The sequence below is a fragment of the Streptomyces sp. NBC_00038 genome (assembly GCF_026343635.1).
Classification (GTDB): Bacteria; Actinomycetota; Actinomycetes; order Streptomycetales; family Streptomycetaceae; genus Streptomyces.
The window spans coordinates 5174867-5197885 of record NZ_JAPELQ010000001.1 but is presented as its reverse complement, the minus strand read 5'-3'; the positions used below and the strand labels follow the sequence as shown (position 1 = coordinate 5197885).

Genomic DNA, 23019 nt, shown 5'->3' with positions numbered 1-23019 from the left:
GTGCCCGCGACGTGCGGGCACCCCTTCCGCATGGGTGCTCGTACAACCTCGTACAGCCAACCTCGTACAACCAAAGGTGACCCACTGGGGTCGTATCCGGGATGCGCCGGAGAGTCCGGCCGCGACGGACACGGATGGTGGGTGGGCGCATGCCCCTGGCACGCAGGCTGTTTCTGGGGAGCTTCACGGCGGGGGCGGTGACCGTCGCGGTGGGTGGTGCGGGGTCGGAGGCCGCGGCGGCCGAGGGGGAGACGACGACGTTCGACGGGCCGGTGGTCGTGGGCGGGCCGTTGACGGTCGCGGGTGCGGCGGCGGCGCAGAAGTTCAGTACGAACGCCACGGCGAACTCCGCCTTCTTCAAGACGACTTCGGAGACGGACCATACGGTGACCGTCTATCAGGCAGGCACCGCCGGGACCGGCGCGGCGCTGAACGTGGTCTCGGACAACCCGGGCACCTCGGCCATGTACCTGTCCGGCAAGGAGACCGCACGCGGCACGCTGAAGATCGCCCACGTGGGGTACGCCGACGGATCGGACAAGAACGCCGCCGCCCTGTCGATCGACCTGCAGACCGCCGGGGCGGACGGGACGGACGAGACGGCCAGGACAGCCGCCCAGGGCATCTACCTGACGGCGACCAACGGCGCGACCACCGGCAACCTGATCGCCCTGCGCAACAACACGGGCCTGGACGACTTCGTGGTGAAGGGAACAGGCCGGATCGGGGTCGGCATCGACCGCGCGGCCACACCGCGTGCCCAGGTCCACATCGTCCAGTCGTCGACCGCCCCGGCCGGCCTGCTGGTCGAGGGCGTGGTCCGGATCGCGAACGCCGCGGCCGCGCCGACGACCGTCGACTCGGCAGGCGGCGGCGCCCTGTACGCCGTGAACGGCGCGCTGTACTGGCGGGGCTCCGCCGGCACGGTCACCCGTATCGCACCGGCCTGAGCCCGCGACCCCGGAGACGAAGATGCAACTGACCCCTGAAGAGCTGGTTTCGGAGTTCCACGACGCGGTGATGGAGCTCTACTTCGCCAGAAAACGGATCGCGGCCCTGGAGGCGGAGAACGCGGACCTGAAGGCCTTGCTGTCCGCCGCCGGGTCCGCCGGGTCCAGCGGGCCTGCGGGGCCTGCCGGGTCCACCGGGCCTGGAGGGTCCGCCGTACCCGCCGGGCCCCGCGTGGGCCACCAGCCCACGACACCTCCCGAGGCCGGTAGGCTGTAGCCCGCTCCGCCCCAGGTGGGCCGGGGCGACGGTGGGTTGCCCGAGCGGCCTAAGGGAACGGTCTTGAAAACCGTCGTGGCAGCGATGTCACCGTGGGTTCAAATCCCACACCCACCGCCGCACGAGACGGCCCCTGACCAGGCAAATGGTCAGGGGCCGTTTCCGTCGCGTCGCCCCTGGAGGCGGTGGCTCACGGCACTCGCGCTACGGTTCCTGCCATGCCCCGATCAGCCGAAGCCGAGCCTTTGCGTGTCACCGCGGACGACGTGGACCAAGCTGTCCAGCTTGCCGTCAGCACTCTCCGGGAGGCGCCACCGGAGGCCTGGGTCGGCAAGGCGGGCTCGCTGGAGTGGGACTGCTGGGAGACCGTCGAGCACCTCAGTGACGACCTCTTCGCCTATGCCGCCCAACTGGGGCCCAAGGAACCGCCTTTGAACGGCGAGGTGCCGTTCGTGTGGGAGAGCCGGAGGCCCGGCGGGCCCGCGAACGCCATTCACGCGGATCGTGCGGCGGGGCCCGCCGGGCTGTTGCAGGTGCTGGAGGCGAGCGGCGCGCTGCTGGTCGCCATGGTGCGTACGACGCCGTCGCGGGTCCGCGCCCACCACGCCTTCGGGGCGTCGGACCCCGAGGGCTTCGCCGCGATGGGCGTCGTGGAGACCCTGGTGCACACTCACGACCTGGCCGAGGGACTCGGGCTCGCCTGGACCCCGCCCGCCGACCTGTGCGCGCGAGTCCTCACCCGGCTTTTCCCGGACGCGCCGGCGAACACGGACCCCTGGCCCACCCTGCTCTGGGCCACCGGCCGCACCGAACTGCCGGGACACCCTCGCCTCACCACATGGCGGTGGCACGGGGCGCCCCGGCCGACGGGACTCTGATGCGGGAAACGTCGTACGTGAGGTTCCAGGGGACGATTCGCAGCGAGCGTGGTCATTTTCCCGGCGTCTTCGGATTGGCCAACGGCCTCGCACGCGAAGGCAGGCTCACCGAGGAGCAGTTCCGGTTCTGGCGAGCCAACAACGACTGGTACGACGCCAATTACCCCAACCCCTCGGACATCGATCCCGTGGTCTATGACCACGAGACCCACCCTGGTGCTGTCGCCTGGTTCAAATCATCGGCCAAGGAACTCATCAAGCGGGTGGACGGATACCTGGAACTCCTCGCCGCGCATGGCGTCGAGTGCCGGCGCGTGGAGTCGTCGGCACCTGGAAAGATCATCTATGAGGATGAGTACCAGGTTGTGGTCATCCCTTCGGAAGCGGCTGCTTCGCAGGGCGCCGACCCTCGCGGAACGGCTCGGGAGGCAGCCGGCGACTCTCCGGGTCGGTGACGCCGGTGATCCAGGTGCCCCCCCGAGTTCGGCCAGGTGACCGGCGGTCGGTGGTCGCGCCCAGGGCTGAGCGTTCCCGTCAGTGCCGGTTCCCCGTCATCCGCGCCGCCGAAGCCACCGTCGAGCGGGCCTCGCGGAGTGTGAGGCCGGTGTGGACGGCCGCGTCGATCAGGGCGGGTGTCAGGGCGGAGCCGATGCCGTTCTCGTAGGCGCGGCAGGCGGCCCAGAAGAGGCGGGTGTTGCGCTGGCCCGCGTGGGCCGCCAGGACGAACTGGATCAGGCCCTGGCCCTGCCCGTGGACGTCCGCCGGTGTCGAGCCCGTCGGTTTGGCGTGCCGTGGTGGCGGCAGGAGCAGCCGCAGCAGGGCCGGCGGGCAGGGTGCGGGAGCGAAGTGGGCGGTGCCCGGGGCGGTGCTGTAGGCGCCGTGTTCGGTACGGGACCCGGGGCCGACCAGGTAGCCGCCGGCGCCGCGGACGTCGATGCCGGGGGCCAGCCGGCTCGCCGAGTTGGGGACGGCCACGTCCGGCGGGCCGCTCAGCCACAGATGGCGGCCGCCGCTCGGGGTGAGGATGACCACGGTCTCCGGGATGGTGAACAGATGCCGCAGGGCCAGTTCGCGCAGAGCCGCTGACGACTCCGTACCGGACTTGGTGTCGAGGTCGATGCCGATCAGGTGGTACGGCGGCAGACCGCAGGCGATGCCGTAGCCGGTGGCCCAGGGAGCGGCCGCGAAGAGCGCGCGGATACGGCGTGGGTCGGTGGAGGCGTCGTACACGCCGTGCCCGAAACGGCCGCACTCGCCGTGGCAGACGGGCAGGCCGGCGGGGTCGGTTCGGTGGGGGGAGCGCAGTGCGGGGAGCTTCGTACGGGACAGCGGGATGACCGCGAGGCCGCGCTCGGCGGCGGACAGTGCGTGGGCCAGGGCCATGGTCGTGGCCTGCCGGTCGGTGGTGGTGGCCATGCCTCTATGTTCGTACGAGTGTTCGAAAAAGGGAAGGGGGTTCGGCGGGGAGCAGGGGCCGCGGTGGGGTTTTCGGAGAGTGCGGGAGAGATTGGCCGAAAACGTGCCGTAACGCTTCATCCCTTGCGGCGCCTGCCGTCCGAACCCGCTCCCCGGCCTTTGCCTGCGAGTTCGAGCCGGCGGTGACGGGTGGAAGGTCGCGAAAGGCGTTTATCGACTTGTCCTCACGCTTCAGGGGGAATGGGTGCTTCCGGGGTGGTTCGCCGGGGATTCGGTGGGCAACTCTGGACTCGCGACGTCGTGCACATCACCGAGGCGGTCGGCCAACTGCCTTGGGACAAGCCGTACTTCCCGGTTCACCCCGGTGCGTACATCTGGTTCTTCTGGAGGAATTCACATGGCAAGCATCCGTACCGCCCGCGTCCTCGCCGCCGTCGCGGCCCTGCCCCTCGCGGCCACCCTCTTCACGGGCGTCGCGGCGGCAGACAACGGCGCCTTCGCGGACGACGGATCGAACGCGGCGGTGGCGACCGTCAGCGGCAGCGGAGTCGGTGGTGACAACTTCGGAAACTCGTCCACCACACAGCAGCAGGCGGTCGGCTCCGGCGCCTCGAACCAGAGCAACACGGCCCAGGTGAACGGTTCCGCGTTCACGGCCATCGACCAGTCGAACGCCGTCGTCAACTTCACCAACCTCTGGTGAGCCGGGGGCCGATGCGCTCTCATCGGCCCGGGAACTCCCGTGGGGGGCTGTGCTCTGTGGGGTCGTAACACGTCTGCGCGGCGGTGCTTCGGTGCCGTCGCGCAGACGTTTTCGTGTGTCCACGCGCGCGTGTGCCCAGGTGTTTGACGGTGCCCACGCGCGCGCGTGCCCAGGTGCTTGATGGATCCGGCGAGGCTGCTCGGGGGAGTCCGAGGAGGGGCACTTGGGCGTGTCCGGAGATGGCGCTGGTGCGGGGCTCCGGTGACCTTGACAGTCGGCATTGTCTGACGGACAGTCAGAAACCCTTGTTCGTACGAGGTCCGGGAGGGCCGCCGCCGTGCACCTCGCCCCCACCGAGCGCCAGCAACGGCTGCGCGCCGAGCTCCGTACGTACTTCCGGGACCTGATGCCCGAGGGGCCGCCACCCGCCGACGATCCCGGGAGGCAGCGCGCGCTGCTGCGCCGTATCGGCGCCGACGGGATGCTCGGGCTCGGCTGGCCCGTCGCGTACGGCGGCCAAGGACGCGGCGCGGACGAGCAGTTCGTGTTCTTCGACGAGGCGTACCGAGCCGGCGCTCCCGTGTCGATGGTCACGCTGAACACCGTCGGGCCCACCCTCATGAAGTACGGGAGCGAGGAACAGAAGGACTTCTTCCTGCCGCGCATCCTGAGCGGTGACCTCGTCTTCGCGATCGGGTACTCGGAGCCTTCGGCGGGGACGGATCTGGCCTCGCTCCGGACGCGCGCAGTGCGCGAGGGCGGGCACTGGCTGATCGACGGGCAGAAGATCTTCACCTCCAACGCCCAGAACGCCGACTGGATCTGGCTCGCCTGCCGGACCGACCCGGACGCGCCCAAACACCAGGGCATCTCGATCATCCTCGTGCCCACGGAGGTGCCCGGCTTCTCGTGGACGCCCATCGAGACGGTGGGCGGGCTGACGACCACGGCCACGTACTACGACGGGATCCGCGTCCCGGCCGCGAACCTCGTCGGCGAGGAGAACGGCGGCTGGGGGCTCATCACCAACCAGCTCAACCACGAGCGGGTCGCGCTCGCCGCGATCGGCATGCAGGCCGAGGACTTCTACGCGGCCGCGCTGAAGGCCGCACGCACACCCGATCCAGTGACCGGTCGGCGCCGGGTTGACGAGCCGTGGGTGCGGTCTCAGCTGGCCGAGGCGCATGCCCTGATGGCGGCATCACGCCTGCTCAACTGGCGTTTGGTGGGGGATGTCGGGGCCGGTCGGCTGGCACCGGGCGACGCGAGCGGCGTGAAAGTGGTGGGAACCGAATCGGCGGTCGCGGTGTACCGAATATGTCAGCAAATTGTCGGAGCGGACGCCCTGGTCCGCTCCGGTTCACCGGGGGCGTTCGGGGACGGCGAGCTGGAGCGGATGAACAGGGCCGCGCAGATCAACACGTTCGGGGGCGGGGTGAGCGAGGTGCAACGGGAGATCGTGGCGACGATGCGGCTCGGGATGCGGAGGGGGCGGCGGTGAGTGACGAGAGCGACCACAGCGATGAGAGCGGCGCGAGCAGTGAGAAGTACCAGAGCGGCGAGAGGGCGGTGCGGTCGCAGGCGTACGAGGAGCGCCTCAAGGCGTACGAAGGGCGCGCGGCCGCCGTCGCGGGAGTGGGCAAGGACCCGGTCAACGAGCCGATGATCCGGCACTGGTGCGAAGCGATGGGCGACACCAATCCGGCGTACGCGGGACCGGACGCCGTCGCGCCGCCGACCATGCTCCAGGTGTGGACGATGGGCGGCCTCTCCGGGCACACGGGCCGCTCGGAGGCGTACGACGAGTTGTTCGCGCTCCTGGACGGCGCCGGGTACACCTCGGTGGTGGCCACCGACTGCGAGCAGGAGTATCTGCGCCCGCTGCGCCCCGGGGACGAGATCACCTTCGACGCGCTGATCGAGTCGGTCTCCGGGCGCAAGACCACCAAGCTGGGGACCGGGCACTTCGTCACGACGCGGATGGATGTGAGGGCGGGCGGGGAGCTCGCGGGGACCCACCGCTTCCGGATCCTCAAGTACGCACCGGCGCAGAGGAAGCGGACGGAGCAGAGGAAGCCGCCGGAGCAGACCAAGCCGACGGAGCAGCCGAGTCCCAAGGACCGATCGAACCCCAAGGGCAGACGGCCGCGGCCGGTGATCAACCGGGACAACGCCGGGTTCTGGGAGGGCGTGGCCCGGCACCAGCTGCTGATCCAGCGGTGCGGCGGCTGCGGGGCGCTGCGGTTTCCCTGGCTGCCGGGGTGCAACGCATGCGCCTGCCTGGAGTGGGACACGGTCGAGGCGAGCGGGGACGGCACGGTCTACTCGTACGTCGTCATGCACCACCCGCCCTTCCCTGCCTTCGACCCTCCCTACGCGGTCGGCCTGATCGAACTGTCCGAGGGCGTGCGGATGGTGAGCAACGTGGTCGGGGTGCCGTACGACAAGGTGCGGATCGGGATGCCCGTACGGCTCGAATTCCAGCGGTACGACGAGGAGTTGGAGCTGCCGGTCTTCCGGCCGGGCGATACGGGCGAAGGCGGTGGAGGCTGACATGGACTTCACGCCCACGGAGGAGCAGGCGGCCGCTCGTGATCTGGCCGCGCGGATATTCGGCGACCTCTCCACGCACGAGCGGCTCGCCGCGGCCGGGACCGGCAGCGACGCCGAGTTGTGGAAGGCGCTGTGTGCGGCCGGGCTCGTGACGGCCGTGACGGACATAGGACTGCTCGGCCTGGTGCTCCTCCTGGAGGAGCAGGGGCGCACCACGGCCCAGGTGCCGTTCGCGGCGAGCTGTGTCTACGGGCTGCTGGCGGTGGCGGCCCACGGTTCACCGGAGCAGCGGGAGCGGCTGCTGCCGGGGATCGGGGACGGGACGGTGGTGGTGAGCGGGGCGATTTCCGAGCCGGGTGCCGTACGGGCCGGATCCCAGGGGCAGTTGAGCGGCATCGCCCCTGTGGTGCCCTGGTTGCGGGACGCCACCCATGTGCTCGTCGTGGACGACCGGCGCCGGCTGTGGCTGGTGCGGACCGCCGAGTCGACGTGCGAGCCCGTGGAGCTGACGGCGCCCTGGTCGGCGGGGCGACTGACGCTGGACGGGACGCCATGCGAGCGGCTCGGCGGCGTGGCGGGGGAGGAGACCTCCGGGGGCGCGTACGACGACGTACTGGCCACCGCGAGGACCGCCTTCGCGGGGCTGCAGGCCGGGGTGTGCGCGGGTTCGCTGGCCCGAGCCGTGGAGCACACCAACGCGCGCGAGCAGTTCGGGCGCCCGCTCGCCGCCAAGCAGGGGGTCCAACTCCGGGCAGCCGACGCGTACATGGACACCGAGGCGATACGGGTGACGGCGTACGAGGCGGCATGGCGTCGCGACGAGGGGCTGCCGTACGTGACGCACGCACTCACCGCTGCCTGGTGGGCGTCGGAGGCGGGCCGGCGGGTCGTGCACGCGGGTCAGCATCTGCATGGCGGGACGGGGGCCGACCTGGAGCACCCCGTGCACCGGCACTTCCTGTGGGGGAGGCAGCTGGACGCGTATCTGGGATGCGGGAGCGAAGTGCTCCAGGAACTGGGGGAGTTGATCGTGAGAGGGGAGGGGAAGGCATGAGGGCCGACGAAGTGAAGCCAGGCGCCGTGAGGGCTGACGACGTGCGGGTCGGTGACGTGAAGCCCGGCGACGCGCTGCCGCCGCTGGAGATCGAGGTCACGCGCACGCTGATCGTGGCCGGGGCGATCGCGTCCCGCGACTACCAGGACGTGCATCACGACGCGGAGCTGGCGCGGCAGAAGGGCTCCCCCGACATCTTCATGAACATCCTGACCACCAACGGCCTGGTCGGTCGGTACATCACGGACCACTTCGGCCCGGGCGCGGTCCTGCGCAAGGTGGCCATACGGCTCGGAGCGCCCAACTACCCCGGCGACACCATGGTGTTGACCGGCTCGGTGGAGGAGGTCGCGGGCGGCACGGCGACGGTGCGGGTCGTCGGGGCGAACGGCATCGGCAGACATGTGACCGGGACGGTGACGGTCACCCTTCCGTCCGGGGAGGCCTCATGAGCGTCAGGACGCGGGACACCCTCGGCGGGCGGGCGGCGATCGTCGGGATCGGGGCCACCGAGTTCTCCAAGGACTCCGGGCGCAGTGAGCTGCGGCTGGCAGTGGAGGCGGTGCGGGCCGCGCTCGACGACGCGGGGCTGACGCCCGGGGACGTGGACGGGATGGTCACGTTCACGATGGACACCAGCCCGGAGATCACCGTCGCCCAGGCGGCCGGAATGGGGGAGCTGTCCTTCTTCTCACGCGTCCACTACGGGGGCGGGGCGGCCTGCGCGACCGTCCAGCAGGCGGCGCTCGCGGTGGCGACCGGGGTGGCCGAGGTGGTGGTCTGCTACCGCGCGTTCAACGAGCGGTCGGGGCGGAGATTCGGTTCCGGGGTGCAGCAGCGGGAGCCGTCGGCGGAGGGGGCGGCGCTCGGCTGGGCCCTGCCGTTCGGGCTGCTCACGCCCGCGTCCTGGGTGGCGATGGCGGCCCAGCGGTATCTGCACACGTACGGACTGACGCCGGAAGCGTTCGGCCATGTCGCCGTGGTGGACCGGAAGTACGCGGCGACGAATCCGGCGGCCTATTTCCACGGCAGACCGATCACGCTCGCCGAGCACGAGGCCTCGCGGTGGATCGTGGAGCCGCTGCGGCTGCTCGACTGCTGCCAGGAGACGGACGGCGGCCAGGCGCTGGTGGTCACCTCCGTGGAGCGGGCCCGCGATCTGCCCCATCCCCCCGCGGTGATCACGGCCGCCGCCCAGGGCGCCGGCCGCGCACAGGAGCAGATGACCAGCTTCTACCGGGACGACCTGTCAGGGCTGCCTGAGATGGGGGTCGTGGCACGCCAGCTGTGGCGGACGGCCGGGCTGGCCCCGGCGGACATCGACGTGGGGATTCTCTACGACCACTTCACGCCGTTCGTGCTGATGCAGCTGGAGGAGTTCGGGTTCTGCGCACCGGGGCAGGCCGCGGACTTCGTCGCCGAGGAGCGGCTGCCGCTCAACACGCACGGGGGACAGCTCGGGGAGGCGTATCTGCACGGGATGAACGGTGTGGCGGAGGCGGTGCGACAACTGCGGGGCACCGCCGTGAACCAGATACCGGGCGCCCGCCACACCCTCGTCACCGCGGGTACCGGGGTTCCCACGTCGGGGTTGATCCTGGGGGCGGACGCGGGTGCCGGTTCCTAGAGCGTCCGGCTCGGGCGGAGGTAACTCCCGGAGGCCGGCACCGTCCCGCGTACTACCGTCGTACTCGTCTCTCAGGGGTGAACCCTCAGGGGGCAGGACCCGCTCGTCCACCTTCAGGAGGTGGGGGCAACCCCCCTCCTACAACCTGAGGCGGACAACGCTTCGGGACCTGCGGCCGATCCGCTGGAGCAGGGCTCGATCCTAGCGTGGAGCCATGACCACACCCGTCTGCACCAGCGCTTCGAACGCCGCGACGCGGACCCTTCCGTACGCGCCCTACCCGTCGTTCGCGTCGTACGTGAAGGCCCGCCAGCCGGTGCTGCTGCGTACCGCCCGGTCGCTGACCGCGAACCCGTGCGATGCCGAGGACCTGTTGCAGACCGCGCTCACCAAGACGTATGTCGCGTGGGAGCGGATCGAGGACCACCGGGCCCTCGACGGTTACGTACGGCGGGCGCTGCTGAACACGCGGACGTCGCAGTGGCGCAAGCGCAAGGTCGACGAGTTCGCCTGCGACGAGCTGCCCGAGCCGGAGGGAGCGCCCGTCGGGGACCCCGCCGAGCAGCAGGCACTGCACGACGCGATGTGGCGGGCGATCATGAAACTGCCGGCGCGGCAGCGGGCGATGGTGGTCCTGCGGTACTACGAGGATCTGAGCGAGGTGCAGACGGCGGAGGTGCTCGGTGTGTCCGTCGGGACGGTGAAGTCGGCGGTGTCGCGGGCGCTGGGCAAGCTGCGTGAGGACCCTGAGCTGGAGCCCGTCCGGTAGCGACCCCGGATCCGGATCCAGGGTCGCTACCGGATCCCGGGACGGCGTCGGCCATCCCCTGGACATCCGCCGCGATAGCCCTCCGGCCCCCGACCCCGACCTCAACTCCGACCTCAACCCCGACCCCGACCCCGAAAGATCACCACGACCTGATCGATCATCTCGGGTACTAGTGACATACCGCGCGGTATGTGCGCAGAATCAGCCCAACCCTTACCACCGCGTAGGCAATGTCGCCCCCCGGGAGGAACGCCGTGCTGAGCACGATGCAGGACGTACCGCTGCTGATCTCGAGGATCCTGACCCATGGGTCGGCGATCCACGGAACATCACAGGTCATCACCTGGACCGGCGAGGGAGAGCCGCAGCGCCGTTCCTTCGCCGAGATCGGCGCCCGAACCGCACAGCTCGCGCACGCCCTGCGTGACCTCGGAGTCGAGGAGGGGCATGCGACGGGGACGCTGATGTGGAACAACGCCGAGCACGTGGAGGCGTACTTCGCGATCCCCTCCATGGGCGCGGTCCTGCACACACTCAACCTCCGCCTCCCCGCGGAGCAGCTCGCCTACATCGTCAACCACGCCGCCGACCGCGTGATCATCGCCAACGGCTCGCTGCTGCCGCTGCTCGCGCCGCTCCTCCCCCATCTGCCGACGGTCGAGCATGTCGTGATCTCGGGACCCGGTGACCGCTCGCTGCTCGACGGGGCGACGGCGCGGGTGCACGAGTACGAGGAGCTGATCGCGGGCAGGCCGACCTCCTACGACTGGCCCGAGCTGGACGAACGCACGGCCGCGGCCATGTGCTACACCTCCGGCACGACGGGCGACCCCAAGGGCGTCGTCTACTCGCACCGTTCCATCTACCTGCACTCCATGCAGGTCAACATGGCCCAGTCCATGGGTCTCACCGACCGGGACACGACCCTCGTCGTCGTCCCGCAGTTCCACGTCAACGCCTGGGGTCTGCCGCACGCGACCTTCATGACCGGCATCAATCTCCTCATGCCGGACCGCTTCCTGCAGCCCGCGCCGCTCGCCGAGATGATCGAGAGCGAGAAGCCGACGCACGCCGCGGCCGTCCCCACCATCTGGCAGGGTCTGCTCGGCGAACTCACCGCCAAGCCGCGCGACGTCTCCTCCCTCACCCAGGTCACCATCGGCGGCTCCGCCTGTCCGCCCTCGCTCATGGAGGCCTTCGACAAGCTGGGCATGCGGGTCTGCCACGCCTGGGGCATGACGGAGACGTCCCCGCTGGGCACGATCGCCCGGGCGCCGGCTCATGTCGTGGGCACGGACGCGGAGTTCGCGTACCGGCTGACGCAGGGCCGTTTCCCGGCAGGCGTCGAGGCCCGCCTCAGCGGCCCGGGCGGCGAACGGCTCCCCTGGGACGGCGAGTCCGCCGGCGAACTGGAGGTCCGCGGCCCCTGGATCGCGGGCGCGTACTACGGCGGCCCGGGCGCCGAACCCCAGCGCCCCGCCGACAAGTTCAGCGAGGACGGCTGGCTCAAGACCGGCGACGTCGGCACGATCAGCGCCGACGGCTTCCTGACCCTCACCGACCGCGCCAAGGACGTCATCAAGTCGGGCGGCGAGTGGATCTCGTCGGTCGACCTGGAGAACGCGCTGATGTCCCACCCGGACGTTGCCGAGGCCGCCGTCGTGGCGGTCCCCGACGACAAGTGGGGCGAGCGCCCCCTCGCCACCGTCGTCCTCAGGGAAGGCGCCACCGCCGACTTCGACACCCTCCGCGCCTTCCTCGCCGACGAGGGGAAGATCGCCAAGTGGCAGCTCCCCGAGCGCTGGACGATCATCGAGTCGGTCCCGAAGACGAGCGTCGGCAAGTTCGACAAGAAGGTGCTGCGCAGGCAGTACGCCGCGGGTGAACTGGACGTCACGCAGATCTAGCAGTTCCCGTACGGGGCTTGGGGCGTTGTCTCACTGTTTCACGTGAAACAACGCCCCAAGCCCCCTATGTGCGACGTCAGTTCGCGCCCCGATGCGTGCTCGGCGCGGTGGGTCGGTCAGTTCGTGCCGATCCGCGCCAGCAGGTCCACGATCCGCTCCTGCACCTCGGCGCTCGTCGAGCGCTCCGCCAGGAACAGGACCGACTCCCCCGAGGCCAGCCGCGGAAGTTCGGCCTGGTCGACGGCGGCGGTGTAGACGACGAGCGGCGTGCGGTTCAACTGCCCGTTGGCACGCAGCCAGTCGACGATTCCGGCCTGCCGACGGCGTACCTGCATCAGGTCCATCACCACCAGGTTCGGCCGCATCTGCGAGGCCAGCGTCACCGCGTCCGCGTCCGTCGACGCCCGCGCGACCTGCATCCCGCGCCGTTCCAGCGTCGCCGTCAGCGCGAGCGAGATCTCGGCGTGCTCCTCGATGAGCAGCACGCGCGGCGGGTGCTGCTCCGAGTCCCGGGGCGCCAGGGCCTTCAGGAGTACGGCGGGATCGGCGCCGTACGCCGCCTCGCGCGTCGCCTGCCCGAGCCCCGCCGTCACCAGGACGGGCACCTCGGCGGCGACAGCGGCCTGGCGTAGCGACTGGAGTGCCGTGCGCGTGATCGGCCCGGTCAGCGGGTCGACGAAGAGCGCGGCCGGGAAGGCGGCGATCTGCGAGTCGACCTCCTCGCGCGAGTGCACGATCACGGGCCGGTAGCCGCGGTCGCTCAGCGCCTGCTGGGTCATCACGTCCGGCGCGGGCCACACGAGCAGGCGCCGCGGGTTGTCCAGCGGTTCCGGTGGCAGTTCGTCGTCCATCGGCTGCGGACGCGGCTGGTCGGCGACCTCGACGGCACCGCCGGGACCGTCGAGCGGCTCGGGGCCTTCGTCGGCGTTCTCGTCCGGGGCTCCTATGGCGTACGACCGTCCGGCGCCGTCGGTGGCTCCGGTCAGCCGCGATCCAGGGGCCTGCCCGCCCTGCGGGTGCGGCCGGGCCGCCGTCTCCGGGCGCTCGGCGGTCGGCTCGGGGGGTGTGCCGAGCTTGCGACGACGGCCGCCGCCATTGGTCTGGTGCGGGGGAGGCGTCGGGGACTGAGGTTGTGCCTGCGTCTGCGCCTTCGCCTGGGGAGCCTGCGGCTGGTTCGGGGCGGGCTGGCGGCCGAACGGTACGCCCTGGCCGAGCGTCCGCACGCTTATGCCGCGGGCCTGCGTCGAGTTGGGGTCGACCGGGGCCGCGGCCTCGGCGGGCAGCGGCTGAGCGACGCGCGGCTGGGCGGGGCGCTCGGGCGGGAGGGCGGTGCCGGGGGTGTTCGGCGCGGCTTGAGCCGGTGTTCCAGGCTGTGCCGGGGCCGGTGTTGCTCCGGGCTGTGCCGGGGTCCCGGCGCCGGGTGCGTCTTGGGCGTTCGCGTTGGCGTTCGGGTTCGCGTTAGGCCAGGGCTGGGGGGCGGGGACGCCGCCTGCGGGGGTCTCGGTGTTGCCGGGCCACGGTGCCGGTGCCGGAGCGGCGGTGGACTGGGCCGTGGCGGCGGCAACGGCCGGCGCGGGTACGGGCTGCCCGGCGGGGGCGGCACCCGGAACTGCCTGCGCCGGAACTCCCTGTGCCGGAACCCCTTGCGCAGGTGTCCCCGCGGCCCCCTGCTGCACCGGAGTCCGTGCCGCGCGCCGCCGTCCCGTCGGGTTGGAAACGGGGTGCGGCTGAGGCGGAGTGTGATCGTCGGCCGGGTCGTGCAGCATCGTGTCGTGGCGGCCGTCGTCGGTCTGGCCGTGCGGGGCGCCGGCGGCTTCGGCCTGCTGGAGACGCTGCTGCTGGGCCTGCTGCTGAGCCTCGATGTACTCCGGGGAGCGGTCCGCGTCCGCGGGCGGCAGAGCGAACACCGTACGGGCGCCCGCGTCCTGAGTGGCGGCACGCTCGGCCGAGGCGGCCAGCGCACGCCGACGCCGTCCGGCCGACGGCGCCCCGTCCGCGGAGACACCGGCATCGGCAGTCCCCTGCGCGCTCACCGCGTTCTGCGTACGGGGCGCACTCGGAGCCGCGGGCAACGCCGGGGGCAGCGCGTGCTGTTCGCCGCCCTGCCGTGCGCGCCGCCCGGAAGGCACGGGCACGCCCTGCGCGGACACCGGCACCCCCTGCGGAGGCACCGTCCCGCCCAGTCCCGTACCCGCGGCCGCGGTCCCCGCATGCTCGCCCGCCATGACGACCGCACCCTCGGAGGCGCCGCCGGCCGCGCCACCGGCGGCCTCGTCGGCCGAGCCCTCGACCGGGCTCGGCCGCCCGCGCCGCCGCCCGGTACCACCCGAGCCGGGGGCCCCGCCGTCGCCGGAGCCCTCGACTCCCGCCCCCTGCGCCGGAACCGCCACCTCGCCGGCCGAGCCGGCCGCCCGCTCCTCCGCCGTACGCCGCCGCCGACGCCCGGTGGGCGCAGCCGAGCCGTCGACAGGGGCAGGCGCGGAGTCGCCGCCGGGAGCCGGGGCGGACTCCCCCGCGACCTCGCTCTCCAGGAAGGCGTCCACGGAGGACCGTCGGGCCCGCCGCCTGCCACCGCCCTGGTGGGAGGCCTGTGCCTGTTCGGGAAGGGCGAGCTCGGAGCCGGTCGCAGCGCCGGCCGGGACCGCACCGGCCCCGCCCCCGATCGGCACCTCCAGCACGAACGCGCTGCCACTCATCCCCGGCACTTCGTGCGTCTGCAGCACGCCGCCGTGCGCGCGCACCGTCCCGCGCACGATCGGCTCGTGCACCGGGTCTCCCCCGGCGTACGGCCCGCGCACCTCGATGCGTACGACCTCACCGCGCTGCGCCGCCGCCACGACGACGGTGTTGTCCATGTAACCGCCCGCGGACACGGGTGCGTTGCCGGTGGCGTCGACTCCGGCGACGTCCGCGATGAGATGCGCGAGCGCGTTCGCCAGCCGCTGCGGGTCGACCTCGGCCTCGATGGGCGGCGCGTGTACGGCGAACTGCACGCGTCCGGGCCCGATCAGTTCGACGGCGCCTTCGACACCGGCCGCGACGACCGCGTCGAGCATCACGTTCGTACGGGAGATCTCCTCGGCCCCGGAGTCGAGCCGCTGGTAGCCGAGCACGTTGTCGACGAGAGTCGTGATCCGCGAATAGCCGGCGGCGAGGTGGTGGAGGACCTGGTTGGCCTCGGGCCACAGCTGCCCGGCGTCGTCGGCGGCGAGCTTGGACAGTTCGCCGCGCAGTTGGTCGAGGGGCCCGCGCAGGGACAGCGAGAGCACGGCGAGCAACTGCTCGTGCCGGGCGGCGAGGGCTTCGTAACGGTCCTTCTCGCGCTCCCCGAGCGAGGCGTACCGCTCGTCGCCCGCGGCGAGTTCCTCTTCGTGCTGCTCGCGCAGTTCGGCGAGCTCGGCGGCATGCTGCTCGCGCAGCCCGGCGAGCTCCTTGTCGTGCTCCTCGGCGGCTCGCGCGAGCTCCTGCTCGTGACGCTCCTCGGCCTTGTCCTTCTCCTCGGCGAGGGTGTCGTACGGTCGCCGGTCGGTGAACGTCATCACGGCGCCGACGAGCTGGTCCCCGTCGCGCACGGGCGCGGTCGTCAGATCGACCGACACCTTGTCCCCGGACTTGGACCACAGCACCTGGCCGCGCACCCGGTGCTTGCGCCCGGAGCGCAGGGTGTCGGCGAGCGGCGACTCCTCGTACGCGAAGGGCTCGCCGTCCGCGCGCGAATGAAGGATGAGGGAGTGCAGCTCCTGCCCGCCCAGATCGCTGGCCCGGTATCCGAGGATCTGAGCGGCCGCCGGATTGACGAGAACGACCCGCCCGTCGGTGTCCGTCCCCACGACGCCCTCGGCCGCGGCCCGCAGGATCATCTCGGTCTGCCGTTGCGAACGCGCGAGTTCGGCCTCGGTGTCGACGGCGCCCGAAAGATCGCGTACGACCAGCATGAGCAGCTCGTCGTTGGCGGGGCCGTAGCTGTCGTAGGCCTGCTGGCCGTTCTCGAGATTCGCACTGGTGACTTCGACAGGGAACTCACTGCCGTCGGTACGCCGCGCGATCATCCGGGCCGGCTTGGTCCGCCCGCTGGGGTCGACCGTCTCGGGCCGCCGCATGCTTCCGGGGATGAGCCGCGAGTCGAACTCGGGCAGCAGATCGAGCAGTCCGCGTCCCACCAGCGCCGTGCCCGGGGCCTCGAAGGCCTCCAGTGCGATGGTGTTCGCGTTGACGACGGTCCCATTGGCGTTGACCAGCACCAACGCATCGGGCAGCGCGTCCAGTATGGCTGCGAGGCGAGCAGCGCCTCGGGATGGCCTGCTGCTCACGAGACGCTTCCTCCCTGTTACCGCACCTTGCCGACCGCGGGTGCCATCTTGCCAACCGTCCCGCAGCGTGTCACGCGAGGGAGTCTACGGGCAGAGGTTGCGCTCGCGACGCCGGATGAGAGGGAGGTCGCACGCAGAACCCACGTAGAAACCACGCAGAAGCGACGCAGAAGCCGTGACGGCGCATTTCGTCCCCTTCGACCCCCTGCGGAACCATGATGGCACCGTGGCTCCGCCCGTGTCCGAGCCTGCTCCGGTTCCGGTCTCGGCTCCGGTCTGGCTCCTGTCTCGGTTCCTGTTTCGGTTCCGGTCCCGTTCCTGCCCCGGCTATGACCGAAGGTCGGGAAGGAGAGGTGCGAGCGCGTTCCACCGCGCGATCTGGCACCCGTCCACACGGTCGAACCTGGTGTCGACGGGTCGCCCCGCCCACGTCCCCGTGACATGCGCGGTGGCCGGACCGCCGTACTGCATCGTGCACATGGTGCCCGGCGACACCGGGGCGAACGGATCCTTGCCCCACCGAGTCCCCCGGTCGAGCGCACCGCACGCCCCGCTCACATCGGGATGACTGCCACCACCGGGATGACACCGGAGCTCGTACGTCCCGTCCGCACCGCTACCCGAGTCGTGGACGGTCACGGTCAGCCGATCCCGGGAGTCCTCGTCGCGGGCGGGCGGGGGCATGAGAGCCAGGTCGGAGGCCGGGACCGAACCGAGGGCCATGAGGGACCCGACGGTCGTGGGTGACCCGACGGCTGTGGCGGGCAGCGCGGTGGCCGGCGCGGCGGGTAGTGCGGACAGCGCGGCGGCGGACGCGGCGAAGGTGAGAACAAGGCGACGCAACATGACCTGACTAACGCCACGTGCGCCGAGCGGTTGCGAGCAGTTCCAGTCACTCCTGCCACAGACCCGCTCTCCCCTCTCACCCCTCTCTCCTCCTGCGGCCCCTTCCGCCCTCTTCCCGGGGCCCTTCCCCTCCGCCTGCTCCCGCCGCATTTCGACTTTGCTCTGCAGCCCGCCCGCCTAGTACCGTGGGAGGCGATTGGTGACAGCCCGCTCGGCTGTGTCATCATCTGCACGCACCACTCGCGCTCGCGCGGGTGGTTGTGCTGGAGGCGTCGCCTAGTCCGGTCTATGGCGCCGCACTGCTAATGCGGTTTGGGCCTCAAAGCCCATCGAGGGTTCAAATCCCTCCGCCTCCGCACGAAGATCCGAAGCCCCGGTCCATCAGGTCCGGGGCTTCGGCGTAACCCCAGGCCAGAGCACGTTTGCCCAGCTCACAAGGGGTGCGGCAAACGGATTTCACATGGCGGCGGCAGTCATGTAATGTTCTTCCTGTCGCCGCGAGCGGGCCGAAAGCCCAGGAAACGGGACAAAAACAAAACAAGCACTCGTAGCTTAACGGATAGAGCATCTGACTACGGATCAGAAGGTTGCAGGTTCGAATCCTGCCGAGTGCACAGCAGGCTAGAGGCCCCGTGGAGTGATCCACAGGGCCTCTGGCATTTTGGTCTGCCGGCAGTGTTTGACGGCGAGCACTTCAAGAGTGGGTGCGAGGGTGTCAGTGGTCCCGTCATTCCATCTGCCGGTCGGTGACCGCCAAGGTCAGTGGGTGCGGTACCGCTTGGCCTCGTGGACCTTGTGGGTGAGTTCCGTCTTGGTGAAGCGGGGCAGGTAGCCCGGCGTGCCTCGTTCGACGCGCCAGCCCTCGGCCAACTGCCCGATGTCCAGGGGGTCGAAGCCGAACTCGTCGACGAGTGTGGCCACCGTCATCCGGGCTTCGGGGTCGTCACCAGCGACGATCAGTGCCCGGCGGTTCTGCGAGCCGGGCGGCTGTGCGTCGGCGGTCAGTGCGAGTGCTGGGATGTGGTTGAACGCCTTCACCACGCGGGCCTGCGGCAGGTGAGTCTGGAGCAGCTCGGACGTGGTCGTCCGCTCCTCCTCCAACTCGGGGATCAGGCCATCGCGGTCCGGGTAGTAGTTGCCCGCGTCGATTACGATCTTCCCGGCCGGAGGCTGGGGGATTTGTGTGTAGTTGGCCAGTGGGATGGCTACCACGAGCAGATCGCTCTCCGCGACGGTTTCCTGAGCCGTGGACCGCGTCACGTTCTGGCCCAGCTCCAGAATGATGTCGAACGGGAGGTTCTGCGGGCCACGTGAATTGCTGAGGAGAACGTGGTGGCCGTGGGTGGCCGCCAGACGCGCGATCTGCTTGCCGATGTTTCCGGCGCCGAGAATGCCAATCTTCGCCATGGTGCACTTCCTGTGAGTCCTCACCTGCTCCGGCTACCGCCGAAGCACGGGCGCCGGGCTCGCCGTGGGGTCGTGGCGGCGCGACCGGCTGACGGGCGCGGCCCGGGGGCGGGGGCACCGCGTCATGACTCCACCTTGCGTATTGGCATTAGTGTCAAGGTCAAACCGGGGGCTTCACGGCCCCCGCACCGGCGCTGGTTCCGGCGCCGGGTCCCCGTCGACGACGGCTTCGACCGCCTGCAGGTAGCCGCGTACCGCCTCATGGGTGCGCGTGAGACTGTCGATGCGGCGTTCGATGTTGCTCACCTGGCGGCGCAACGCCTCGACGGCCTCCGGTGTCGCGTCCTCCTGCCGCTCATCAGGGATGTGCGGGTTCTCCCTGCAACGGAGAATGGAGCGGATGATTTCCGTGGTGAAGCCGGACTCCAACAGCTCACGGATCATCAGCACCCGCTTGACCGCCGGCTCCTCGTACACGCGATAGCCGTTGCCGTCGCGATAGGCGTGCAAGAGGCCCTGTTTCTCGTAGTAGCGCAGCAGCCGGGTCGGCACGTCCGTACGGCGCGCCAGGTCACCGATCCGCATGTCGTGGGGCTGCACGACGGCCACCTTCCTCCACCGGTGTCAACTCTCAACCCACCCTACGAGTCCGGCTGCCCCGGCAGCGCTCGCACTGGGCGGACACCTGAACGGTGCAGCCCCCGACCACGAGTGGAGCCGGCTCCACCCCTCAACGAACCAACGCCGTGTGGCACTACGATCCCGGCTCATGGACACCAGGGGCGGGGATTCCTCACAACAGGACACGGACCGAGGTACGGCCGTTGAGTTCGTCTACCGGCCGACGGTCGCGGACTTCGAGGAGGCGCTCCGTGCACGAGCCCGTCGGTCACCGGCGGGCCGGGTCCAGGTGATCATGGCGCCGCTGGTGGCGGTGATCGCCGTGGTCGTCTTCTCGGCCCTCCGCGATGAAACGCCGGCCGTGTGGATCATCACGCTTGTGCTCTCCGTGGCGGTCACGTCCTGGGGCACCGTGCGAGGGCTGCGCACCATGGCCCGCCGGATGTTCAGCGTCGTGGAGCCGTACGGGCGGTGCCGCATGGTGGCCGACGACCATGGCGCGGTCAGTACCGCTGAGCGGGCGTCCTTCACCGTGGAGTGGACTGTGTTCCGGGAGTATCTGGAGACGCCCGCGCTCTTCGTGCTGCTGGGCGGCGACCGCGCGGCCGGAGTCGCGGTACTGCCCAAGCGGGGCGCCCAGAACCCCGCGGACGTGGATCGGCTCCGGGCGATCCTGGACCGGAACCTGCAGCGGCTTTAGACGACTGGGGGCACCGGCCGGTTCGCCGCCGGCGGGCGGACTCGGTGTACGCGCAGCCCTGGTCGGAGCTCGACGCGGCTCATGGTGCTGAGTCCGCGGTCTCAGTCCGCGGTGTCAGCCGGGTGTGCGGGCTGTCACGATCGGCTCGAGAAGCCGTCGTGGTGTGTTGATCGCGTTGGTGACGGGATCACCTTCGGGGTCGGCCGAGTGGAAGCCGGGTCCGGGTTCGATCCGGATCTCCGGGACCGGGCTGGCTGAGCCACAGTCTCGGCATTGTCCGTCGTGGTCGAGGAGACCTCCGTCCAGGTCGTGGCGGAGGACGCGCTTCCTTCCGTTCGGGGAGTAGAAGGCCTCTCCCCAGTTCATCAGTGCGTGCACGGTCGGCCACAGGGCGACGCCCTTGCCCGTCAGCCGGTACTCGATACCGCCGGCTCCGTCGTCCTCGCGGACGAGGAGAACCCGGATGTCTTCTACCTGAATGAGGTCTACGCGGACGTCGATGCGTTCAACGCGCATGCCACCGGCCCGTACTTCGCGGCGTTCTTCGCCGAAGCCGGGGCCTATGCCGAAGGTCCGACGTGGCTCATGAGGGGCAACCTCGTCGGCGACAAGGCTGCCGCCTGAGCCGAACTGGCCGTCCGAGCCGGCCGTCCGAGCCGAACTGGCCGTCCGAGCCGAACTGGCCGTCCGAGTCGAACTGGCCGTCCGAGTCGAACCGGCCGTCCGAGTCAAACCGATCGCCCGGGCCGAACCGGCCGCCCCGTGTCCGTCGTGACCCGCGGGGGTTGCTTCGCACCTCCATCCCGCTTATCGTTTATCGATAACATCGATAAACGATAAGCGGGGCGGGGCGCCATGACCGAAGACCGGAAGATGCTCGAACCCATGGCCACGGTCGTGTCCGTCGTCCTGCGCCTCATGTTGGCCCTCGTGACGGCGGGGCTCGTTCTCTCGGTCGTGCGCGGTAGTTGGGGGGACCTCGTCGTCTGCGTCGCCGACGAGTCGACCACCAGCTCGGTCGCCCCCGGCGCGTTCGCCGCCGAGGACGGGGCGCAGGTCGACTCGATTCCCCGCTACTGCGCCGAGTCGCCCGGCGCGTACCTGCGCATCGTGAATGAACTCGGTGAACTGCCAACGACGTTGCTGCTGATCAGCGGCCTCTTCTTGCTTCACCGACTCCTGCAGGGAGCTGCGCGCGAGGGTGTCTACACCGCGCGGACGGCATCCCGGCTTCGGCTGCTCGGCTGGTGGCTGCTCGTCGGGAGCCTGGTCGTCGAGATCGTCGACGCCAACGCCAGAGCGGCTCTGCTCGCGGAACTGGCGAAGAGCGCGGACTTCTCGGCCGGGACCTGGCTGGACATGTGGGCGTTTCCCTATCTGGCCGTCCTGACCGGCCTCGGACTGCTGACCTTCGCGCGGATCACCAGCGCAGGTGCGTCCATGCGCGAGGACCTTGAAGGAGTTGTCTGATGGCCGCCGACGACGACCACGAGGGCCATGACATCGAGGTGCACCTCGACAGGCTCCTCAGTGAGCGCGGTATGACCGTCACCGAACTCGCCAGTCGCGTCGGCGTGACCAACGTCAACCTGTCCGTCCTCAAGAACGGCCGCGCCAAGGCGATCCGGTTCACCACCCTCACCCGGATCTGCGAAGTCCTGCAGTGCCAGCCGGGAGACCTGCTCAGCTACCGCCCCGGAGCGTCCTCCGAGGACCCGCGGAAGTCCTGACCTGCCCGCACGACCGACTCGACATGTTTAGCCCTGAGAACTCGAGATGTTCGCCCTGAGAAGGAGCCCCAGATGTTCAGTGTCATGGATACCGGTACGAAGATCGCGATCGCCGTCGTCCTGGCCGTCATGATCACCGCGGCGATCGGCTTGGGCCGGTGGCTCACACGCCGCTGAGACCTGTTCGCCAGTGCCTCACGGGTACGACTCGAAGGGGCCCACCGGTCGTGTTCGCGGTGGGCCCTTCGGTGTTCGTCGCGGCGTTCGATATCGTCGCTGCGCCCATTTGCCCTGATCAGGGCGACGCATGGAAACCAACAGCGACGGGACGGCGACAGTGGACATGAGACCCGGCTCGATAGCCGAAGACCCGGCGAGCGCGTTGCTGATGCTCCCTGCCAATGCCCCCGAGTTCTCGCTCGGTGTGGCGCTGCGGGCCGAAGGGGCTGACGCCTATCGGGCGTTCGTCCGCGGCGCTCTGCCTGGTGGCTGGGAGAAGGAGATCTTCGTGGCGGCCTTCGCCGGGCGGTCGGAGAAGCAGCCGGTTCTGCCTGTTGTGGTGCAACTCGTTCCCCGTCCGGACAACGAGTACAACCCCAATGCGATCAGCGTGGCCGCTCCTCCGTCCCTGGGCGGCACGGACCACGAAAGGCACTTGGGCTACATGTACGACCGGAACCTGGTGTCGCTCGGTGGCCCTCTTCGAGGCCTGGCTGCCGTCTCGGACCGTCCCGTCGGCTGTCATGCGCTGGTTGAGATCCGCGAAGTGGACGAACGCCGGGACGACTGGGAGGAGGAGTTCGGTGACTGCCTTCTCGTTCAGGGTGGGCGGCGGACGTACGCGGTGGAGTCCCTTCGCTTGCGGCTGCCGTGGTGGGAGGACCTCCAGGCGATGACGGTCGCGTATGCGAGGAGAGCTCGGCCGGACCTGATCATGCCGTTCATCGGCCACTGGACGTCGTACAGCGAGGGTGCCCGCGACGAACTCCTCGGCCGGACCGACCAGAAGGAGTTTCCCGTCACCCTCCGGGCCGAGAGCGGCACGCTCCTGGCCTGCTACGAGGACCTGGAGCTGTCCGTCCTCGTACCCTCCGGCCGGGATTTCTTCGACCGCACTATGCGACGGGTCCAGGAACTGGGGGGTACGGCCACAGCCCGCGCCGAGGAGCACCAGGGGGCGCTGAAGGTGTACGTGGAGGACAACACGCCGCTGCCCGCTCCCTGACCCGCCATCCATGCACCCACCGCACGACAGCCGGGCCGCGCCGCAG

22 protein-coding genes and 3 tRNA genes are annotated in these 23019 nt (G+C 70.4%); 20 read left to right on the top strand and 5 right to left on the bottom strand.

Annotated elements, in window-relative coordinates:
• Nucleotides 1-149: 149 nt before the first annotated feature.
• The 5 genes from OG219_RS23450 to OG219_RS23430 all read left to right on the top strand — a co-directional run bounded on the left by OG219_RS23450 (nucleotide 150) and on the right by OG219_RS23430 (nucleotide 2560).
• Nucleotides 150-950 carry a hyaluronoglucosaminidase gene (locus OG219_RS23450; protein ID WP_266829479.1) on the top strand — a complete coding sequence of 267 codons (801 nt, stop codon included), beginning with the start codon at nucleotides 150-152 and terminating at the stop codon, nucleotides 948-950.
• 22 nt (nucleotides 951-972) lie between these two features.
• Nucleotides 973-1227, top strand: a complete 255-nt coding sequence (locus tag OG219_RS23445) for a hypothetical protein (protein ID WP_266829477.1) — start codon at nucleotides 973-975, stop codon at nucleotides 1225-1227.
• Nucleotides 1228-1257: 30 nt separating this feature from the next.
• A tRNA-Ser gene (locus tag OG219_RS23440) sits at nucleotides 1258-1344 on the top strand.
• A gap of 101 nt (nucleotides 1345-1445) precedes the next feature.
• Complete coding sequence (locus OG219_RS23435) at nucleotides 1446-2105, top strand: hypothetical protein (RefSeq protein ID WP_266829475.1); 660 nt, start codon at nucleotides 1446-1448, stop codon at nucleotides 2103-2105.
• On the top strand, nucleotides 2066-2560 hold the full coding sequence (locus tag OG219_RS23430) for a hypothetical protein (protein ID WP_266829473.1): 495 nt from the start codon (nucleotides 2066-2068) through the stop codon (nucleotides 2558-2560). The genes OG219_RS23435 and OG219_RS23430 overlap by 40 nt, the downstream gene beginning before the upstream one ends.
• A 79-nt stretch (nucleotides 2561-2639) precedes the next feature.
• On the opposite strand, the gene OG219_RS23425 is transcribed toward OG219_RS23430, so the two are convergent.
• The gene (locus OG219_RS23425; RefSeq protein WP_266829471.1) at nucleotides 2640-3521 is read right to left on the bottom strand and encodes a bifunctional DNA primase/polymerase; all 882 of its coding nucleotides are present in this window, start codon (nucleotides 3519-3521) and stop codon (nucleotides 2640-2642) included.
• Between the two features lie 397 nt (nucleotides 3522-3918).
• Between OG219_RS23425 and OG219_RS23420 the strand changes: the two genes are divergently transcribed.
• From OG219_RS23420 to OG219_RS23385, 8 genes are all read left to right on the top strand, one after another.
• Entirely contained in the window at nucleotides 3919-4224 is a 306-nt protein-coding gene (locus OG219_RS23420) for a hypothetical protein (protein WP_266829469.1), read from the top strand.
• Between the two features lie 337 nt (nucleotides 4225-4561).
• On the top strand, nucleotides 4562-5725 hold the full coding sequence (locus OG219_RS23415; RefSeq protein WP_266829467.1) for an acyl-CoA dehydrogenase family protein: 1164 nt from the start codon (nucleotides 4562-4564) through the stop codon (nucleotides 5723-5725).
• A 68-nt stretch (nucleotides 5726-5793) separates the two neighbouring features.
• Complete coding sequence (locus tag OG219_RS23410) at nucleotides 5794-6777, top strand: bifunctional MaoC family dehydratase N-terminal/OB-fold nucleic acid binding domain-containing protein (protein WP_266836201.1); 984 nt, start codon at nucleotides 5794-5796, stop codon at nucleotides 6775-6777.
• A 1-nt stretch (nucleotide 6778) separates the two neighbouring features.
• The gene (locus OG219_RS23405) at nucleotides 6779-7831 is read left to right on the top strand and encodes an acyl-CoA dehydrogenase family protein (protein ID WP_266829465.1); all 1053 of its coding nucleotides are present in this window, start codon (nucleotides 6779-6781) and stop codon (nucleotides 7829-7831) included.
• A gap of 56 nt (nucleotides 7832-7887) precedes the next feature.
• Nucleotides 7888-8283, top strand: a complete 396-nt coding sequence (locus tag OG219_RS23400; protein ID WP_266836200.1) for a MaoC family dehydratase — start codon at nucleotides 7888-7890, stop codon at nucleotides 8281-8283.
• Nucleotides 8280-9458 (top strand): lipid-transfer protein, encoded by a 1179-nt coding sequence (locus tag OG219_RS23395; RefSeq protein ID WP_266829463.1) that lies wholly within the window; start codon nucleotides 8280-8282, stop codon nucleotides 9456-9458. The genes OG219_RS23400 and OG219_RS23395 overlap by 4 nt, the downstream gene beginning before the upstream one ends.
• Nucleotides 9459-9672: 214 nt before the next feature.
• Entirely contained in the window at nucleotides 9673-10227 is a 555-nt protein-coding gene (locus tag OG219_RS23390; protein WP_266829461.1) for a SigE family RNA polymerase sigma factor, read from the top strand.
• A 230-nt stretch (nucleotides 10228-10457) separates the two neighbouring features.
• On the top strand, nucleotides 10458-12134 hold the full coding sequence (locus OG219_RS23385; RefSeq protein ID WP_266829459.1) for a long-chain fatty acid--CoA ligase: 1677 nt from the start codon (nucleotides 10458-10460) through the stop codon (nucleotides 12132-12134).
• 116 nt (nucleotides 12135-12250) lie between these two features.
• Here the strand turns inward: OG219_RS23385 and OG219_RS23380 are convergent, their stop codons facing one another.
• Nucleotides 12251-16444: a PAS domain-containing protein gene (locus OG219_RS23380; RefSeq protein WP_266829457.1), complete on the bottom strand. Its 4194-nt coding sequence runs from the start codon at nucleotides 16442-16444 to the stop codon at nucleotides 12251-12253.
• A gap of 327 nt (nucleotides 16445-16771) precedes the next feature.
• Nucleotides 16772-17290, bottom strand: a complete 519-nt coding sequence (locus OG219_RS23375) for an SSI family serine proteinase inhibitor (RefSeq protein ID WP_266829456.1) — start codon at nucleotides 17288-17290, stop codon at nucleotides 16772-16774.
• Nucleotides 17291-17555: 265 nt separating this feature from the next.
• On the opposite strand from OG219_RS23375, the gene OG219_RS23370 reads away from it, so the two are divergent.
• Nucleotides 17556-17646, top strand: a tRNA-Ser gene (locus OG219_RS23370).
• A 185-nt stretch (nucleotides 17647-17831) separates the two neighbouring features.
• A tRNA-Arg gene (locus OG219_RS23365) sits at nucleotides 17832-17904 on the top strand.
• Between the two features lie 145 nt (nucleotides 17905-18049).
• Here OG219_RS23365 and OG219_RS23360 read toward each other — a convergent pair.
• Nucleotides 18050-18721 carry an NADPH-dependent F420 reductase gene (locus OG219_RS23360; RefSeq protein WP_323183293.1) on the bottom strand — a complete coding sequence of 224 codons (672 nt, stop codon included), beginning with the start codon at nucleotides 18719-18721 and terminating at the stop codon, nucleotides 18050-18052.
• A gap of 150 nt (nucleotides 18722-18871) precedes the next feature.
• Nucleotides 18872-19297 carry a MerR family transcriptional regulator gene (locus OG219_RS23355; RefSeq protein ID WP_266829452.1) on the bottom strand — a complete coding sequence of 142 codons (426 nt, stop codon included), beginning with the start codon at nucleotides 19295-19297 and terminating at the stop codon, nucleotides 18872-18874.
• 169 nt (nucleotides 19298-19466) lie between these two features.
• Between OG219_RS23355 and OG219_RS23350 the strand changes: the two genes are divergently transcribed.
• The 5 genes from OG219_RS23350 (at nucleotide 19467) to OG219_RS23330 (ending at nucleotide 22973) form a co-directional block, all read left to right on the top strand.
• Complete coding sequence (locus OG219_RS23350; protein WP_266829450.1) at nucleotides 19467-20018, top strand: YcxB family protein; 552 nt, start codon at nucleotides 19467-19469, stop codon at nucleotides 20016-20018.
• Nucleotides 20019-20300: 282 nt separating this feature from the next.
• Nucleotides 20301-20642, top strand: coding sequence for an antibiotic biosynthesis monooxygenase (locus tag OG219_RS23345; protein WP_323183355.1), 342 nt, complete (start codon nucleotides 20301-20303; stop codon nucleotides 20640-20642).
• 231 nt (nucleotides 20643-20873) lie between these two features.
• Nucleotides 20874-21488 carry a hypothetical protein gene (locus tag OG219_RS23340; protein ID WP_266829446.1) on the top strand — a complete coding sequence of 205 codons (615 nt, stop codon included), beginning with the start codon at nucleotides 20874-20876 and terminating at the stop codon, nucleotides 21486-21488.
• Complete coding sequence (locus OG219_RS23335; RefSeq protein WP_266829444.1) at nucleotides 21488-21748, top strand: helix-turn-helix transcriptional regulator; 261 nt, start codon at nucleotides 21488-21490, stop codon at nucleotides 21746-21748. Before OG219_RS23340 ends, OG219_RS23335 begins: the two co-directional genes overlap by 1 nt.
• A gap of 307 nt (nucleotides 21749-22055) precedes the next feature.
• The gene (locus OG219_RS23330) at nucleotides 22056-22973 is read left to right on the top strand and encodes a hypothetical protein (RefSeq protein WP_266829442.1); all 918 of its coding nucleotides are present in this window, start codon (nucleotides 22056-22058) and stop codon (nucleotides 22971-22973) included.
• The last annotated feature ends 46 nt before the right edge of the window (nucleotides 22974-23019 follow it).